This window comes from Reichenbachiella sp. MSK19-1, from assembly GCF_003590315.1.
Taxonomy (GTDB): Bacteria; Bacteroidota; Bacteroidia; order Cytophagales; family Cyclobacteriaceae; genus Reichenbachiella; species Reichenbachiella agariperforans.
Genome location: NZ_MIER01000002.1, coordinates 1,205,726 through 1,225,009 on the forward strand (window position 1 = coordinate 1,205,726; position 19,284 = coordinate 1,225,009).

The following is a 19,284-nucleotide window of genomic DNA, read 5'->3' on the forward strand; positions in this document are numbered from 1 at the left end:
CCTGATCAGATTTTGTATGCACGCCACTTTAGATTGATAGCTGTCATCTTTCCTTTTTTGAGGAAGGGAATATGTGAAATAATAAGAACTATATGTACAATGTCTAACCATCAGACTTGATTGTATATATTAGCAAACCAAAAAATGATTATGACGATGAACGAGGCGAATGCACATGAAACTCCCCAGCTGATGGGGCATCCAAAAGGGTTGTTTTACCTTTTTTTTGCAGAACTATGGGAGCGATTTAGTTTCTACGGCATGCGTGCACTGCTGATGGTCTATATGACCGAGGAGGTTTACCGATCATTGGTCGAACGTGATGCGATCGCGTCTACGATCTATGCGGCCTATGGGGCACTCGTGTATGCGACGCCTGTGATCGGAGGTATGTTGGCTGATCGCCTGTTGGGCTACCGTAGAGCGATATTGCTAGGTGGTATAGCGATGGCACTGGGACATTTCGTTCTAGCCTTTGATAATCAAATCTGCTTTTTCTTGGCCTTGGCTTTGTTGATCGTAGGCAATGGTCTCTTCAAACCAAATATCTCATCTTTTGTCGGAGCACTCTATACAGAAGGAGATAAACGTAGGGACTCAGGTTTTACGATCTTCTATATGGGGATCAATCTAGGGGCATTCGTCGCACCGCTTCTATGTGGTTGGTTAGGGATGGCCTATGGTTGGCACTATGGTTTCGGTGCGGCAGGTATCGGTATGTTAGCAGGTGTGATTGTATTTCAGTCTGGCTTGAAGACTGGCGTGTTTGGATCGCATGGTTATGCACCGGATGAGGCTTATCTGAGCAAGTCAGTCGCAGGTTTTCGTATTAAACATTGGGTCCCGATCATCGCTACAGTACTGGTACCTATGATTGCTGTGATCATGTACTATGGAGAAATGACCTTGCCACTGTTGGGTACTTTTCACTATGAAGGACAGATTGTCGAATATATATTTTATGCGATATTGATCGTGATACTGGGAGTGATCTTTAGTACGATGGCTCAGGTCAGTAGGCCTGAGAAAGAAAAGCTACTCGTGATCGTACTGCTCACGATGTTTATGACGATGTTTTGGGGTGGATATGAATTGTCGGGGAGTACGTTGACATTATTTGCACTTCGCAATGTGAACCTAGTAGGGATCAATGCCTCACAGGCCAACTCCATCACTGCGTTGTATATTATAGCTTTGGCAGTTCCATTTTCATGGATATGGGTCAGGTTGTCCAAAGTTAAAGCCAATCCTTTCACACCATTCAAGTTTGCCTTCGGTCTGTTGCTCTTAGGGGGAGGATTTGCTGTTTTTGCCTGGAGTGGCAGTTTCGCAGATGAGTTGGGTAAAGTACCGATGTGGTTTTTATTGCTGGGCTATTTACTGTTCTCGACGGGAGAGTTATTTATGTCGCCCGTAGGCTTGTCTAAGGTCACGGAGCTGTCTCCCAAGAAAGTCGTGGGATTCATGATGGGCGTATGGTTCTTGTCTTCTGCCTTTGCGTTTAGAATCGTCGGAGCAGTGGGTAAACTGCTGGCTGTGGGAGGAGCTGCCGAAGATGCTGACCCTTTGGTCTCACTACAAATCTATACCGATGGGTTCGAGAGTATTGCTTTCGTAGTACTCAGTGGTGCTGCTTTGGCCTTTGTATTGGCTCCTTTGATGCGAAAGATGATGCACGGTATACATTAAGTCTTTCTCTCTGAAGAATATTTAACTAACACAGGTTTGCGAATTTGGTATGGTTTTTTCTAAGGGTATGTAAACAATTCATTCCATACTTGTATGCGCAAACCTATAGCATTTTTCCTGTCTCTAGTATTTAGCCTACCTCTTTATGCTCAGATGTATCCAGGGTTCAAAGCACAGGAAGCCAAAGATTTCATTGCGCTGTGCAATAGTTTTACCTACCTCGAACTCTACGATAGTGATATGGTGATTATTCCTTCGGGATATGAAAAAATCTTTACGTCTGGTGTTTTTGGGATGGACAACAAGTATCAGGTCTATACCAATGGTAACCATGGTGTAATTTGCTTTAGGGGATCAACTGCTGATCAAAAAAGCTGGTTGGCGAATTTTACTTCTGCCATGATCCCTGCTGCTGGGGATATCAAAATAAAGAACGAACCTTTCAACTATGTGGTGTCTAATGTTGAGGGAGCTGCGGTACATTCAGGATATATGCTCGGATTGGGATATTTGCATGCATCTGTCTTAGAACAGATACGGTCACTCAACAGGCAGGGGATCTTCGATATTTATCTAACTGGACATAGTCAGGGAGGTGCTTTGTCTGCCTTGCTGTTGGCATACCTAGATGGTCTACCTAAGGGAACCATCTCCTCCAGAAACCAATTCAAGAATTATTCATTTGCTAACCCCATGGTGGGAAACAAACGATTTGCGCAGGCATATAATGAGAAATATGCCGAGACAGGCTGGAGTATGCGTGTGATCAATCCAGCTGATCCAGTGCCTAAACTACCTATGAACTATATGGAAGAAAAGGCATTGTCAAAAAGAGGAATTCTTTCTCTATTAGAGGATGAAAATGGTTTTGATACAGGGCTATTGTTGAAAAGTGCATTCGTTCAGACATTTGAAGGGTTCGCGACTAATAGGGTTCAATCCATGAGTGTGTCAGCAAGCGAACGACTGGCCAAAGATTTAGGAGATATTGTATTCCCTCCTTATGTAGATGATATCAACTATTTTCAGACGGGGCAACTGATTACGCTACATCCGTTTGCCTATCCCAGGATGTACAAAGAATGGGTAGCAGCGTCTTACGATTCGTTGGCCGAAACAGCTGTTAGAGATTCAGAAGGTTATTTTGTGGATGAATCATATTACGAAAGGCCTCCTATGTTTTATCAACACAAACCGCACAATTATTATGTCGCTGTTTTGAAAGCCTATTTTCCAGAAGAATACGATGCATTGATGGTCAAATACTTGCCTGAGGATTTATAGTGTCTATTTCTTTCGTTTTACACCGCTGATGGCTTGTTCTTGCCAAGGGTCTTCTGGCCATACGTGTTTCGGATAGCGTCCTCTGAGGTCTTTTCGTACCTCAAAGTAGGCATTGTTCCAGAAGCTATTGAGGTCACTTGTGATTTGCACTGGTTTGTAGCCAGGAGACAAAAGGTGCATTAAGACACTGGTTTTTCCCTCATTGATTTTAGGCGTGTCGACTAGCCCGAATACTTCCTGTAGGCGAACGGCCAGTATCGGTGCACTGCCATCAGCAGCATAGTTTAATTTGATATGTGAGCCACTTGGCACATTGATTTTTACGGGAGCAAGCGCATCTAGCTTGCCCTGTAGGTCATAAGCTAGCGAATGCTGCAGTACTGATTTCAAATCAATCTTTTTAAGGGCTTCTGGTTTTTTAATTCCTTCAAGATAGGGGGCTAGCCATTCATGGTTAGTAGCGAGTAGCGTAGGAGTACTAACATCAGGCCATCCTTGGTTAGGATTCCATTGTCTGAGGCTGAGTACGCGGTTTTGCCACTGGGTCACGTTTTCTTCCCAGTTCAATAGGCGCTCACCTTCTTTTTTGAGAGTATCGCAGATTGCCTCTACAAGTCTTGATTCGTCGGGATTTGATAGCGGGGTAGAGCGCAGGGTGATGCTACCGATACGCAAGTCTAGTGAGGCTATTAATCCGCCTTGTCGTGTATCCCATGTGATGATTTCTTTCTCTTCGACCATAGGCATCAGGTCACGAGGGTTGAGCGGAGAGGCCATGAATATTTTTCCCATCCCGTCACGTGCGTCCATGTGCGCGATGGCCAACCAAGGTTCGTTGGCGAGATCATCACGGTGTCCGAGCATAGCATATTTTCCATTGGAAAGTTGAAACTGAGCATTGTTGCCCGGTCGAGCATAGGCGATGCGCTCGGGATAGGCGTATGACAACAGTATGCCTGTTTCATAAGGATCGTGGCTGTCGTTTTCTGCGTCGAGCGAAAAGAGTTGTCTGTATTGTTGAGCTACTTTCTCTATTCGTGAAAATTTCCGTCCGAGTCGATTGTCACGTCTCAACCTTCGGAGTACTTCGATTCGCTCGTTGATGTCTGTACCGGCTTCTTTGCCGAGGGGGTCACGTTCGTCAAGTAGTGCCGCGATATCAGAGGCGAGTGCGATGAGGCCTTGCTCTTCAGTCATGCGTAGCATATGAGCAATTCTCGGGTGGCAGGGAAGTTGATGCAGACGTTGCCCATGTGGTGTGATCTTGTTGTTGTCGAGTGCTCCGAGTTGGTGTAGTAGCTCTCGTGCCTGTAGCACAGCGGCATTGGGGGGAGGAGTGAGCCAGGTCATTTCTTGGACGTTGCTGATACCCCACTGCGCCATGTCGAGTACGAGACTGGCGAGATCGGCTTCCATGATCTCTGGTGTCAGGTGTTTTTGCAACCGGTCTTGTGTGGCTTTGCTCCATAGTCGGTAGCAGACCCCTGGACTGAGACGTCCAGCACGTCCAGCTCGCTGGTCAGCTGAGTCTTGGCTGATTTGTACGGTTTCTAGTTTGGATAGGCCCGATTTGATGTCAAACTTGGATGTACGCCCAAAACCTGTATCTACGACGATCTTGATCCCCTCGATAGTCAAACTCGTCTCTGCGATGGAGGTCGCTAGGACGATTTTGCGTTTGCCGTCTCGGTTGGGCAGAATGGCTGCCATTTGTTTGCCATGTGGCAAGGAGCCATAGAGTGGGTGGATGGCAAAATCATGCATGTCCTTGCGCAGAACCTCTTCACATTTAATAATCTCTCCCTGACCAGGGAAAAATGCTAAGACATCTCCATCGTGTTTTTTGGTGGCCTTACTGATGATACGTGCAGCGATCTCTGCCATCATCCATTCGTCCTGCTGGTCTTCATAAAATACGTCGACTGGATATTGGCGTCCCTTGCTTTCTATGAGCGGCGCTTTGAGTAGTGCCGTCAGTTCAGTGGTGTTCAGCGTAGCGGACATGATCATGAGCTTGAGATCAGGGCGGAGGATGCTTTGAGCCTCCCGGCACAGAGCGAGTGCTACATCTGCATGTAGGTTACGTTCGTGAAATTCGTCAAAGATCACTAGTGCTACATCTTCGATGGCATTGTCACTATGAAGCATGCGTGTGAGGATGCCTTCGGTGACGACTTCTATTCGGGTGTGCTCACTGACCTTGGTGTCAAAGCGAATGCGATACCCGACGGTTTTGCCGACTGGCTCACCGATCAACTCCGACATACGTACGGCAATGGATCGTGCAGCGAGTCGCCGGGGCTCTAGCATGATGATCTTTTTGCCATTGAGCCAGTTCTCTTCTAGTAGTGATAAGGGTAGCAAAGTACTCTTGCCAGCTCCGGGAGGTGCATGCACGATGAGTGTGTTTTCCTGTGCAAGATGCTGTCGGGTAGGAGCTATGACCTCCGTGATGGGAAGGTCTATCTGATATGGGTCAAAAGACATATTGTTCGCTTAGCTATGAAGCTACGAAAGTACACAGTCTGGTGTATATAAGAAGTGGGGGAGTGTAAACTTCTAAGTACTCTAGTGTTGATTTTGCAACAACAAGTAATGGTATTTCAGATGCACTATCTAATTTAGCTTTAGTGTAAGACTTAAATTTCCAACACCCAATAACGAACTGTTCAATTAATTGTAAGACCCCAAACCAATTCGCAGCTATGAGAATTACTGTTTTATTCGGGCATTTGCTTGTCGCGATGTTCGTGATGACAAATGATGCCAGACCCCAAGAGAACATGGACAGTCTGCGATATGCGCTTTCTCTCCACAAAGGGGACACGTCTGAGGTGCGGGTTCTTAATGAGCTCTCTAGTGCATATTATGGTCAAAGCAATGATTCTTCTATCTGGACAGCACAAGAGGCATTGGTCATCGCAAAGAGGATCAGTGATCAATCAGGTAAAAGAAGGGCTTTTTATATGCTGGGCTTAAATCATCAAGACTTAAGGCAGTTTGAATATGCTTTGAGTTACTATGATAGCTCTCTGGTAGTCAACGAGCAATTATACGATTCTGCTTGGAGTGCTATTTTGTTAAATGCGAGGGGTAAAGTGTATAGATCCACGAGCAGGTATCCCGAATCCCTGGCATCTTACCTAGAATCGCTTACGATAAGACGTGCGTTGGGAGATTCTCTTGGTGTTTCTATGGTGCTTAATAATATTGGTAGCGTTTATTGTCTCCAGAACAACTATGATAAAGCGCTGCGATATTACCAACAAACTCTGGATATAGAAGAATCGATGGGTTCTTTGATGGAGCAAGCGTCTACATTGGGTAATATTGGGCTGATCCATATGAGTGTCGATAATTATTCAGAAGCGCTAGACTATAGCTTGAAATCCTACAGACTGTTGGATTCGCTGGGCGAGTCATGTAGGTTGCCATATCCAGCAATAAATATAGGGCATACCTACCTTGAGTTGGGCAGGTTGGATGAGGCACTTCAGTACTTGAAAATTAGCTATGACTGGTCTATAGTTTGTCATATCCCAGAGGGCGTTTGTCAATCTTTGTATTCTATGGGACAAATCTATTTTAAGCAGGGACTATACGATCTTGCCGAGCAAAAATGGAAAGAGGGGTATGAGCTAGCAGAAGAGTATGATTTAAAAACCTCCAAAATGAGTTTAGCCGAGTCGCTATTTGAGTTGTACAAATCCAAAGGTGCTTCTGATCAAGCCTTGCATTATTTGGAGATCACGTTCAAACTCAATAGTGAACTTTTCAATGAAGACATGACGGAGCAACTGACGACATTGGAGCTCAACTATGCATTCGAGCAGGAGCGTGACTCACTGGAGTTTCAAAAGCAATCCGAATTGCTGTCGGTCAATGCCCAACTAGATCAGCAGCGGTTGATGAAGTATGTAACGATAGCTGGGTTTATGATTGCATTGATTTTTGTTTTTGTGATCTATCGCTACTATCGACTGAGCCAAAAAGCTAAATCCATTCTGGAAAAGAAAAATAAAACGATCTCTGAGGCACTAGACGAGCGTGAGGTGCTACTTCGTGAGATTCATCACCGAGTCAAGAACAACCTACAGGTCGTGAGCAGTTTGCTCAATATCCAGTCCAAATATTTGAATGACGAGCTGGCCAAGAAAGCCGTACTGGAGGGGAGGAATAGAGTACAGTCCATGGCATTGGTCCATGAAAAGCTGTACCAATCCGAAAATATGTCCCAAGTGAATGTCAAAGAATATCTACAAGAGTTGGCCAATGCGCTGTTTCAATCCTACGATGTGTCCGAAGATAGAGTGAGGTTGTCAAGTCAGATAGAGGTAGTAGACTTATCGATCGACACGACGATTCAGATTGGGTTGATTATCAACGAGCTCGTATCCAATGCTTTGAAGTATGCTTTCCCTGATACAGAACAGGGTATGGTATCCTTGTCTCTCCGCAAAATAGAGGCGGTATACGAATTAGAGGTTTCGGACAATGGTATTGGTATAGCCTCGCCAGAGGATTTGCTGAAGTCGTATGGGTATAGAATAGTAAGATCTATAGCTAGAGGACTGGGAGGGACGATCACGATGCAGCATGATCAGGGGACTGTTTTTAGACTAACGTTCTAATTATGAGTGAAAAACGAAGAATATTGATCGTAGAGGATCAGCCGATTATTGCAGATGATATAGCAATTTGCCTCGAGCAAATGGGACATGAGGTGGTGGATATATGTGATTCGGCAGACCAGGCGTTGATGGCTTTGGATCAGCATGACATACAGTTGATTCTGTTGGATATCAAGATCAAAGGGGACAAAGATGGGATTCAACTCGCGCAGCTCATCCGCCAAAAGACAATGATACCTTTTGTATTCATTTCATCTCTATATGATAAAACCACGATCACTCGTGCCAAAAATACCGAACCCTCTGGGTACATCGTCAAGCCCTTCAAAGATGAAGATATACAAGTCGCAGTGGATATGGCATTTGCCAAAAATAAAATCGAGCGTGTGAGCAAACCTAACACAGAGCAACTCAACTTGTTCGTCAGGGAAAAGAATGCCATCGTACCACTAGATTTCAATCAGATATTGTACATAGAAGCATCGGACAACTATTCCATTTTTTATACAGAAGGAGACAAGCATGTAGTGTCTCAGACACTCAAGAATGTAGAGGAGAAACTCAGCAACCAGGGGTATTGCCGCATTCATAAGACCTTTCTGGTGAACTTGAGGAAAATCGATCGTATCGAAAATAGTGTGGTTTTTGTCGACGGCAGCCCGTTGCCTATTGGTAAGGTGTATAGAAAGTCCTTCATGGATCGTTTGACTGTGTTTTAGGGTCGTTTACTCACTGAATGTTCCGTTTGCCCCAGTCTACTAGATAAGGAGTCTTTGGGGTGGTAATTTAGCATTTACACCTATCCAATTAGCGAGACAGATAGCTACATTTTCATGTGTGAGTTATCTCTTTGACTGTTGGTTTTGAAACCTAAATACCGAGAAAAATGACCGAACCAAGGAATTCTCCTATACAACTGAGGGGCAATTGGAATAGCCTATCAATACTAGTTCAGATATTTGCTCGTTGTACACCGAACGATTGAGTAGATGAAGCCAGCAACACAATACACCAAGAGTGGGCATATCAATATAGCCTATCAAGTATATGGATCAGGGCCGATCGATTTGGTCTATATTCCTGGATGGGTTTCTAATATAGACTGGATGTGGGCATGTCCAGAGTTGGTTTATTTTTTCGAGGAGTTGGGCAAGTTTGCTCGAGTCATATTGTTTGACAAGCGAGGGACAGGGTTATCAGATCGTATCGTAGAGCTATCAACCATCGAGGAACGAATGGATGATATCAGGGCAGTGATGGATGCTGTAGGTTCTCCGAAGGCCGTATTGTTTGGACACTCAGAGGGAGGTTCTGTATCGGCATTGTTTGCAGCGACTTACCCGAACCGAACGATATCTTTGATCACATTTGGCGTGTTTGCCAAACGAAGATATAGTCCTGACTACCCATGGGCACCTACGGATGACGAACGTCAGAAAGTCTACGACATGATCGAAAACAGCTGGGGGAGTGGTGAAATGGGGTTGGAATCTCTCGCACCTTCGCAGGCCAACAATAAGGTTTTTATGGATTGGTTGGCTAATTATTTTCGATCTGGTGCTAGCCCAAGTGCCGCCATGGTGCTAACCAAAATGAATACAGAGGTGGATATTGTGGATATCCTAGGCTCTATCAAAGTACCTACTTTGCTCTTGCAGCGCACGCATGATGTAGATGTCAAAATACAAGAAGGAAGATTTGTCGCAGACCGCATAGAGGATTCTATCTTTGTTGAGTTAGAAGGGAGTGATCACTTGTTTTGGGCAGGTAATACCGAAGAGGTTTTAGAAGAGATACGGGCATTTGTGACTCATGTGACACCAAAGAGGAATTATCAAAAAAGACTTCTTACCATCTTGGCTGGACGGGTTCTTCCATCAGAAGACATGAGTCATCAAGATATAGTTGGTCAATTTGTGACGCAGTATCGTGGAAGTATTATCCAATATGATCAAGGTGTTTTTATTGCAACTTTCGAGGGGCCGAGTAAGGCGGTACACTGTAGTCTAGAATTACAAAAGGCAGTGAAGCGTTCTGTAGCAAAGTTAGCCATAGGCATCCATATTCTAGAGGGAGCAGTAAATGAAGCGCATTTTATTCGTGATGAAACAGAGCAATGCGTCAATGAAATTCTAAGACATACGCTGCCTAATCAAGTATTGATTACACAAACGGTGAAGTACCTGCTCTCAGGGGCAGGGCTAAATTTCGTCGAAGATAAATCAGTTTTTGAAACTGTATCGAACGACAAGATGAAGTTGTTTAGCGTGATGGATCATACTGGAGTTGATAATACTCAAGACTTTGTTCGGGTACGGGCCGATAATAGAGGGTCTTTTTTAGAGGATATCTTGGCTTGTATTGATGAGCATATAAGTGATGAGTGCTTTGGAGTAGAAATGCTATGTAGGGAGGTGGGCGTTAGTGAGCGTCAGTTGCAACGAAAGCTCAAGGCCATTACCAACAAGTCTCCCAATCAACTGATCAACTCGGTACGACTTCACCGGGCCAAAGAACTGATTCTTGGCCGTCATGATTTCAATATCACCGAAATCGCTTTTAAAATGGGGTTTTCCAACCCATCCTACTTTTCTAAATGTTTTAAGAAAGAATTTGACTTGTCTCCCTCAGAGTTGTTGCAAAAAGAAAATCAGTACGCGTCGGTTGCTAAAACCATAGCAGTATCAGATATGCTGTAAGTGAGAGGGCTTCTGTGTCGGAATTGTTAAAGGATTCGGCGGATTTGTGATAGTCCGTTAGTAGCTGATCACCCTAATTTTACTTCCATTGAATGTATTGAAAAATGAGAGTACTGGTTCATGTAAACTGAGCTGTAGTATGATAAAAATCAAGACCCACAACACAAAATCGTTTTGGTTGAATCCAGTGGATTTGGCTTTTGGGTGACTATCAGGGTCACCCTTTTTTTAACGCGTAGTAGCGACAGCATGGAGGGCATTTTTTGTATGTCCTGAATGGTATGCGCTATGGATTTCTTCATTTACAACAATTAACCAACTAAGATTTAAATAATGATCCATCTAAAATTATACAGACAGCTATGAAAAATTCATTTCTATCTATTGTCCTGAGTCTCATGCTTTTTCAACCGCTATTGGCTCAAGAAGATTTTCAACCATTTGTCTCATCATGGAAACTGAGTGCCATTGATGAAAGTGTGACCATTGCACTGAATACGAATTTTACCTATGATTTTACCTATGCATGGGTGCATGAGGGGGACACTATATCTGACGGTGCACACCAGTCGGTAGATGGTGATTTTGCTACCGTGTTTTCGGCGGGTGACTTCTCTGCTTTTGGACTTACTGAACCTGATACTGTTGCGTTGTATATAGCAGGTGCATTCCCTCATCTTACAGGCTACTCCAAGAGCCAATTGGTGGATGTAAATCAATGGGGGGATATTGTCTGGGGGAGTTTCGATCAAACCTTTGCAAATTGGGGAGGAAGTACATTTTCTGCTATTGACGCACCCATTTTGAGTAGTGATGGGGTGAGCTTTTTTAGGATTTTTCGGCAATCAGGTAGTTTCAATGGAGATCTCAGCCACTGGGATGTTAGTCATGTCAATAAATTTAATGAGGCTTTTCAGAGTGCTCGTTCCTTCAATTCTGATTTAAGTTCATGGGATCTGACAGGGGTCGATAATTTCGGGAACTCGTTTAATGGTGCCAATAAATTTGAGGGACATGGTTTAAGCCAATGGGACATCAGTAATGCATCAAGGTTTAATGGTACTTTTAATAGTACTTCTATCTCAACCGCTACTTATGATGATATATTAATCAGTTGGGCAGCACAGGAGGTAAAGAGGGGAGTCGAATTTGGTATAGGAAATATTGAAGTCTGTAGCACGGAGGCTGAAGTAGCAAGAGAAAGGCTTGTCAAAGATTTTAATTGGACGATCACAGATGGTGGAACCTGTGATCAAGCTACTAACATTCTTTCTTTTAAACTCTCTGAAGGTCAGGTAGATGAAGCATTGATCGACTATAGTAATCATACGATAGAACTTGGGGTGCTTTCAGAGGTGGATGTTACCACTTTGTTGCCTGTATTGACATTGTCAGAAGGAGCAATAAGCGATCCTGAAAGTGGTGTCTTGCAAGATTTTACCAATGCTGTGACTTATACGATTACAGCCGAAGATGGATCAACTTTACAGGATTGGACAGTCAGTATGAGTGTTACTAGTCAGCGCCCATTTATCACCTCATGGTCTGTGACAGCAGAAGAAGATATTACCATTGGGCTCAATGACGACCTTCTGTATGATTTTAGTTATATCTGGAAAGATGATGAAGGAAATGTAACAGACTTTGGTAGCCATCGGTCTGAAGATGGCGATTTCAGTACTGTTTTCTCAGAAACAGGAACGTACACCCTTGAGGTTTTTGGAGGTTTCTCTCATTTGACTGGCAACTATCCCAAGGATCAGCTGCTGGACGTTTTGCAATGGGGAGATATTGTATGGGAAAGCTTTTATCAAAGTTTTAATGAATGGCCAGGTGCTGATTTTAGTACCACAGATCTACCTGACCTGAGTCAGGTAGATGATATGAGCCAAATGTTTTTTCAAGCAACGAATTTTAATGGTGATCTCAGTACATGGGACGTCAGTAAGGTTACCAATATGTCCAGAATGTTTGAGAATGCTGAAAGTTTCAGTGAGGACCTTAGTAACTGGGATGTAAGTCAGGTTATCAATATGTCACGAATGTTTTTTGGGACGAGTGTTTTTAATAGCGACCTGAGTCTCTGGAATGTGGGTAGTGTTACCAACATGTCATCTATGTTCGAGAATGCCAGTGTTTTTGACGGTCATCTAAGGGACTGGGATGTGAGTAGTGTCACCAATATGTCCAGAATGTTTGAAAATGCTGAAAATTTCAATGAGGATCTAAGTAACTGGGATGTCAGTCAGGTTATCAATATGTCACGGATGTTTTTTGGAACGAGTGTTTTCAATAGCGATCTGAGTCTCTGGAATGTGGGTAGTGTTACGAATATGTCATCTATGTTCGAGAATGCCAGTATTTTTGACAGTGACCTTAGTGATTGGGATGTGAGTAGTGTCACCAATATGTCATCTATGTTTGATAATGCTAGTACCTTCGACAGCAACCTTAGTGACTGGGATGTAAGTCAGGTGACTACTTTTGAAAGTACATTTAGAAATGCTACAGCGTTTAATGGAAACGTAGACAACTGGCAAGTAAATGAAGCAACGAATATGTTTTTGATGTTTTCTGGTGCAGAAAATTTCAACCAAGACATTAGCGGTTGGCAAACAGGTAATGTCACGGATATGAGAGACATGTTTTCTAATGCGCAGGCCTTTAACCAAGATATCTCTCAATGGGATGTAAGTAAGGTTACTAATCTATCCCAGATGTTCAAAAATGCAACAGTTTTCAATAGTGACCTAAGTTCTTGGGAAATCGGTGCAGTTACAGACATGGGCGAAATGTTTTCTAACTCAGGGCTGTCTCCTCAAAATTATGATAAGGCACTTATGGCTTGGTCTGCTCAAGAAGTCCATGATAACGTGTCCTTGGACGCAGAGGACATCACTTTTTGCAAAGGAGCAGAGGCCAGACAGGCTTTAATCGACAACCATGGCTGGACTATCGGAGATGATGGGCAGTTTTGCTCCAGCGAAACAGATATTCTTAGTTTGGCAATGCTGAACTTCAATAAGTCTGCATCAGTAAATACTACCAACCATACCTTGAGGATTGTACTTCCTCAAAACACGGATGTAAGTGTTTTGCAACCTTTGATGACGCTTTCTCCTGGAGCAACTACTTCACCGGCTAATGAGGAGGTGGTAGACTTTACCGATCCTGTTACCATTACTGTCACTGCCGAGGATGGAACCACGACGCAGGATTGGATCGTCACGGTGAATGTCGTGCCAAGCAACGACTTCTGCTCAGATGCTATCACAGTCACCATAGGAGAGACCGTGTCTGGCAATACGACTTTTGCCTCCAACGATGCAGCGGTGGCTTCAAGTTGTGGTAATAACGAAGTGCGAAATGATAATGATGGCGAAAATGGAGGGATATCGGTTGGCGTCTGGTATAAATTGGTGGGAAATGGCGAAACCATTACATTAAACACCTGCACAGGAGATAAATATGATTTTGATGATACGAGTTTGAGCGTGTATACAGGATCTTGTACTACAGGTCTGGTATGTTTGGCAGGAAATGAGGATGGAGAGCAAGCCGAATGTGGAGGTGATGGCTATTTAGCTAGGCTAAGTTTCAATTCCGTATTAGACGAAGAATACTTTGTGTTAGTGGATGGGTATGGAGACGCTAAAGGTGAGTTTGATTTAATCACATCAAGTGTGCCCACCACCCCACCTCCAGCCAATGACAACTGCTCAGGAGCAGAAGTGCTTACGGTATTTGCAGAAGGAACGGGAACGCCTACAAATGGAACCAATGCGCATGCGACCGCTTTTACTCAAACCCAAGAGTGTGATCAGTACGGTACTATAAACGACGTATGGTATCGATTCAATTCGGGTACTAATGTAGAGGTGTCTGTTACGGTGGCGTTGACAGATACTGATGCAGACGGTCCATTGGTAGTGGCAGAATCCATACAAATCGACGGATATGAAACATGTGGTGGAGAATCACTGGATATTTGTGAGGGAGAGGGTACGTTCACGATGGATGTTGAACCTAATACAGATTATAAATTACAGCTTTGGAATGGTATCGATGAAGAAGGGACGTTTACTATTCAGATCAATGATGGATCCAATACCGCAGCTACTGTAGAAGATGCTGAGGTGTCGATGAGCCGCTTTAGTACCAACGGCAGTTTAGTAGAAACGGTGATTGCCAGTGATGAAGAAGGACATAAACAGCTATATAGTATTACTGCAGGTAATGAAGAAGGAATCTTTGCTATCGATGAAGTTACTGGCGGAATAACTGTTATTGACGAAACTGTTCTACAAGCATCAGCTACTACCAGTTTTGAACTGACCATACAGGCGGCAGACCAAGGGCCAGGAGCGTTGACTTCTACAGGTATCGTTACGATAAATATAGTAGACAATGAATTTCCAGTAATAGCAGATCAGGAGATCACATTGGATGAAAATTCAGCGAATGGTACGGTAGTTATACAAGTAGTCGCTACCGACGATGACGGTATGGATTTTGCGATAATTGGTGGCAATACAGGGTCTGCCTTTGAGATGAGTTCGACAGGTGAAATCACAGTCAATGCGTCAGAGCAATTAAATTTTGAGGAGCAATCCGTTTTCATCCTAGAGATAGAAGTCACAGATCAAGACCTAGAACTCCCACTTGCGAGTAGTGCGAAGGTTACTATCAACCTAAATGATGTCAACGAGTCACCAGAGGTCAGTGATGTCAGTTTTAATATTAGTGATGTCAGCCCAAATGGTTTAGTAATTGGAACCATTGATTTTGCTGATGAAGACGTTGATCAGTCGCATACCTTTGCCATTACCGTAGGGAATGACGATTCTATTTTTGGAATAGACGAAACGACAGGCGTGTTGACGGTTGCTGACAATAGCAATCTAGTGACCGATACAGATTATTCATTGACCGTAGTGGTCACGGACAATGGTAACCCGACACGTTCAGGGAGTGCTACAGTGGGCATCTCATCATTCACGAATACGCCTCCTGTCATCGCTCAACAGTTTTTTAGTTTGGAAGAAAATACTGCAAATGGCACAGTAGTAGCTGTAGTGCAGGCGACTGATGATGATGAGAATGAGCTTTTATTCTCAATCGTAGGAGGTAGCGGTAGGGATGTGTTCTCGATAGATACGGATGGAGAATTACAAGTAACGGATCAATCTGTATTAGACTTTGAAACCCAGTCATCTTTTGACCTTCGAGTGAGGGTGACAGATGATGGGATTGGAGAATTATTTAACGAAGAAATCATCACGATCAATTTGACAGATGTCAACGAAGCACCGATTGCAGATGACTTGCGCTTGAACATGAGTGCCTTTGTGCAAAATGGACATGTGTTGGGAAGTGTGTTGGCCGCTGATCCAGAAAATGATGTATTGACTTATACGATTCTGTCAGGAAACGAAGAAGGTGCATTCGCTGTAGGACCGAATACTGGAGTAGCTGCTGTCATAGACGCTAGTCAAATTAATGTAGAAAACACCCCGCGTTACGATTTGGAAGTAGAAGTGAGCGATGGGCGTTTGTCAACGATAATCACAGTAGAGGTATTCGTATTTGTCAATCAATTCCCCAGCTTGCTTGCTACGGAATTTGATATAGACGAGAATTCTCTTTTAGGGTCAGTTATCGGTACTTTGGAGTCAGATGATACGGATGGTATAGACTCGTTTGAGATCATATCTGTCAGTGAGGAAGGGCTTGTGTCTTTGGATTCTGAAACAGGGGAGATAACCCTAGGAGGTAATGGCGATGCTGTTGGGACGTTTAGTTTGGATTATGAAAGTATCCAAGAGGTAGAGCTTCAAGTAAGGATTACAGATAAAGGTATAGGTGCACTGGGGACGATCGAAACCGTGACGATCGTGGTGAATGATGTTAATGAATTTGCACCATTCGTATCTAATGTAGAGATCAATGACTTGGAAGAAAATGCCAGCGAAGGAACAGAAGTAGCTATAGTGACGGCTTCAGACGAAGATAGCTTCCAGACATTGACATATGCAATTATTGGAGGGGATACTGGCGGAGCGTTTGCTATCAGCAACGAAGGGTCTATAACAGTCAATACTTCCTCAGTCCTTGATTTTGAAACCAGTCCCTCATTCATTTTGACAGTCGAGGTTAGTGATAGTGGAGAGCCAGCTAGAGTTGTAGAGCAAGAGGTCACTGTTGCGCTCACAGATGTGAACGAAGCACCGGAATTGACGGCTATTGGGGCGCAGACAGGTAGAGTAGGAGAAGAACTGTCTTTTACGGCTAGTGCTTTGGATGTTGACCTACCAGCTAATACATTGGTCTATTCTATTGACTCGAATTCCGAAGATAAAGGAATGAACATAGATGCTTCTACAGGCGTTTTGAGTTGGACAGCTTCTTCTGAACAAGCTGGAGGTCATTCGGTGGAGATATTGGTAAGCGATGGAGAATTCTCTGATTCTGAAATTGTTGCAATTACTATTCATAGTATCGCCACTGAAGTGCTAACTTTTGTACTAACAGATCAAACAGGAGCAGCTACTATCAATACAACAGATCATACCGTAGCTATCGAAGTAGCCTTTGGGACAGATGTGAGTGCATTGTCGCCAGAGTTTACTTTGTCATCTGGTGCGACGAGCGACCCTGTCAGTGGAACAGCGGTTGATTTTAGCAGTGCGGTGACTTATACCGTGACAGCTGAGGATGGCACTACCACACAAGACTGGGTAGTGACCGTCACAGAAGCGGCTAATACTTCAACTGATATTTTGACATTCGAATTGAGTGAACAAACAGGAGCAGCAGTTATCGATGCTACGAATCATACTGTAGCTATCGAAGTGGGTTTTGGGACAGATGTGAGTGCATTGTCGCCAGAGTTTACTTTGTCATCTGGTGCGACGAGCGACCCTGCTAGTAGTACATCGGTTGATTTTAGTAGTGCGGTGACGTATACCGTGACGGCAGAAGATGGGGTTACCACACAAGACTGGGTAGTGACCGTCACAGAAGCGGCGAATACTTCAACTGATATTTTGACCTTCGTATTAGCAGATCAAACAGGAGCGGCAGTTATCGATGCTACGAATCATACTGTAGCTATAGAAGTAGCCTTTGGGACAGATGTGAGTGCATTGTCGCCAGAGTTTACTTTGTCATCTGGAGCGACGAGCGACCCTGCTAGTAGTACATCGGTTGATTTTAGCAGTGCGGTGACATATACCGTGACAGCTGAGGATGGCACTACCACACAAGACTGGGTAGTGACCGTCACAGAAGCGGCGAATACTTCAACTGATATTTTGACCTTCGTATTAGCAGATCAAACAGGAGCGGCAGTTATCGATGCTGCGGATCACACCGTGTCAATAGAGGTGCCTTTTGGTACGGATGTCACTGGGTTGATACCTACGCTTACCTTATCAGAGGGCGCTAATAGCAACCCTGCTAGTGGGGCATCAGTTGATTTTACAGAATCGGTGATTTATACAGTGACGGCAGAAGATGGGGTTACCATTCAAGATTGGTTTGTGACAGTGACTGTAGATAGCGAAGACCCTGATACGGATACTGATATTTTGACATTCGAATTGAGTGAACAAACAGGAGCAGCAGTAATTGATGCTACGGATCACACCGTATCAATAGAGGTGCCTTTTGGTACGGATGTCACTGGGTTGACACCTACGCTTACTTTATCAGAGGGAGCTATTAGCAATCCTGCTAGTGGATCATCAGTTGATTTTACAGAATCGGTGACTTACACAGTGACGGCAGAAGATGGGGTTACCATTCAAGATTGGCTTGTGACAGTGACTGTAGATAGTGAAGCCCCTGATACGGATACTGATATTTTGACCTTCGTATTAGCAGATCAAACAGGAGCAGCTACTATCAATACAACGGATCACACCGTGTCAATAGAGGTGTCTTTTGGTACGGATGTCACTGGGTTGACACCTACGCTTACTTTATCAGAGGGCGCTATTAGCAATCCTGCTAGTGGATCATCAGTTGATTTTACAGAATCGGTGACTTACACGGTAACGGCAGAAGATGGGGTTACCATTCAAGATTGGCTTGTGACAGTGACTGTAGATAGTGAAGACCCTGATACGGGTACTGATATTTTGACCTTCGTATTAGCAGATCAAACAGGAGCAGCAGTTATCGATGCTACGGATCACACCGTGTCAATAGAGGTGCCTTTTGGCACGGATGTCACTGGGTTGACACCTACGCTTACCTTATCAGAGGGCGCTATTAGCAACCCTGCTAGTGGATCATCAGTTGATTTTACAGAATCGGTGATTTATACAGTGACGGCAGAAGATGGGGTTACCATTCAAGATTGGCTCGTGACAGTGACTGTAGATAGTGAAGACCCTGATACGGATACTGATATTTTGACATTCGAATTGAGTGAACAAACAGGAGCAGCTACTATCAATACAACGGATCATACTGTAGCTATCGAAGTAGCCTTTGGTACGGATATCACTGGGTTGATACCTACGCTTACCTTATCAGAGGGCGCTATTAGCAATCCTACTAGTGGATCATCAGTTGATTTTACAGAATCGGTGACTTACACAGTGACGGCAGAAGATGGGGTTACCATTCAAGATTGGCTTGTGACAGTGACTGTAGAGGCGGAGGAAGTATTAAGTACTAGCGAAGAGGTAGCATGGAGTTTTTATCCAAACCCAGTTCATGATATCCTAAAAGTGAAGTCATTGAAGGAAGTCACAGTGTATGTGATGGATTTAAATGGTCACCAAGTACTCTCCGCACAAAAGGGTACTGCGTTGGAACTTGATGTAAGTGGGTTAGGTCAGGGTGTTTATTTGTTAATTGTCCAAGATGACAAAAGAATAGTGTCACATAAAATCGTCAAAGAGAATTAGGATTCTGCATTTACACTTTACACACATGTTGAAGCGTGGCTTTTGAGTCACGCTTTTTTATCT

Annotated in this window: 7 protein-coding genes; 6 read left to right on the forward strand and 1 reads right to left on the reverse strand. The window is 43.9% G+C overall.

Features of this window, described 5'->3' with window-relative positions:
- The first annotated feature begins 150 nt into the window (after positions 1 to 150).
- Both BGP76_RS04990 and BGP76_RS04995 read left to right on the forward strand, forming a co-directional pair.
- A complete protein-coding gene (locus BGP76_RS04990; protein ID WP_255416063.1) occupies positions 151 to 1,689 on the forward strand; it encodes a peptide MFS transporter in 1,539 nt (512 codons plus the stop codon).
- 93 nt (positions 1,690 to 1,782) lie between these two features.
- On the forward strand, positions 1,783 to 2,973 hold the full coding sequence (locus BGP76_RS04995; RefSeq protein WP_119843832.1) for a hypothetical protein: 1,191 nt from the start codon (positions 1,783 to 1,785) through the stop codon (positions 2,971 to 2,973).
- A gap of 3 nt (positions 2,974 to 2,976) precedes the next feature.
- On the opposite strand, the gene hrpB is transcribed toward BGP76_RS04995, so the two are convergent.
- Positions 2,977 to 5,460: an ATP-dependent helicase HrpB gene (hrpB, locus tag BGP76_RS05000; protein WP_119843833.1), complete on the reverse strand. Its 2,484-nt coding sequence runs from the start codon at positions 5,458 to 5,460 to the stop codon at positions 2,977 to 2,979.
- A gap of 218 nt (positions 5,461 to 5,678) precedes the next feature.
- On the opposite strand from hrpB, the gene BGP76_RS05005 reads away from it, so the two are divergent.
- From BGP76_RS05005 to BGP76_RS05020, 4 genes are all read left to right on the forward strand, one after another.
- Positions 5,679 to 7,604, forward strand: a complete 1,926-nt coding sequence (locus BGP76_RS05005) for a tetratricopeptide repeat protein (protein ID WP_119843834.1) — start codon at positions 5,679 to 5,681, stop codon at positions 7,602 to 7,604.
- Between the two features lie 2 nt (positions 7,605 to 7,606).
- Positions 7,607 to 8,323, forward strand: coding sequence for a LytTR family DNA-binding domain-containing protein (locus BGP76_RS05010; RefSeq protein WP_119843835.1), 717 nt, complete (start codon positions 7,607 to 7,609; stop codon positions 8,321 to 8,323).
- A 270-nt stretch (positions 8,324 to 8,593) separates the two neighbouring features.
- On the forward strand, positions 8,594 to 10,303 hold the full coding sequence (locus tag BGP76_RS05015; protein ID WP_119843836.1) for an alpha/beta fold hydrolase: 1,710 nt from the start codon (positions 8,594 to 8,596) through the stop codon (positions 10,301 to 10,303).
- Between the two features lie 362 nt (positions 10,304 to 10,665).
- Positions 10,666 to 19,221 carry a BspA family leucine-rich repeat surface protein gene (locus BGP76_RS05020; RefSeq protein WP_119843837.1) on the forward strand — a complete coding sequence of 2,852 codons (8,556 nt, stop codon included), beginning with the start codon at positions 10,666 to 10,668 and terminating at the stop codon, positions 19,219 to 19,221.
- Positions 19,222 to 19,284 lie beyond the last annotated feature (63 nt).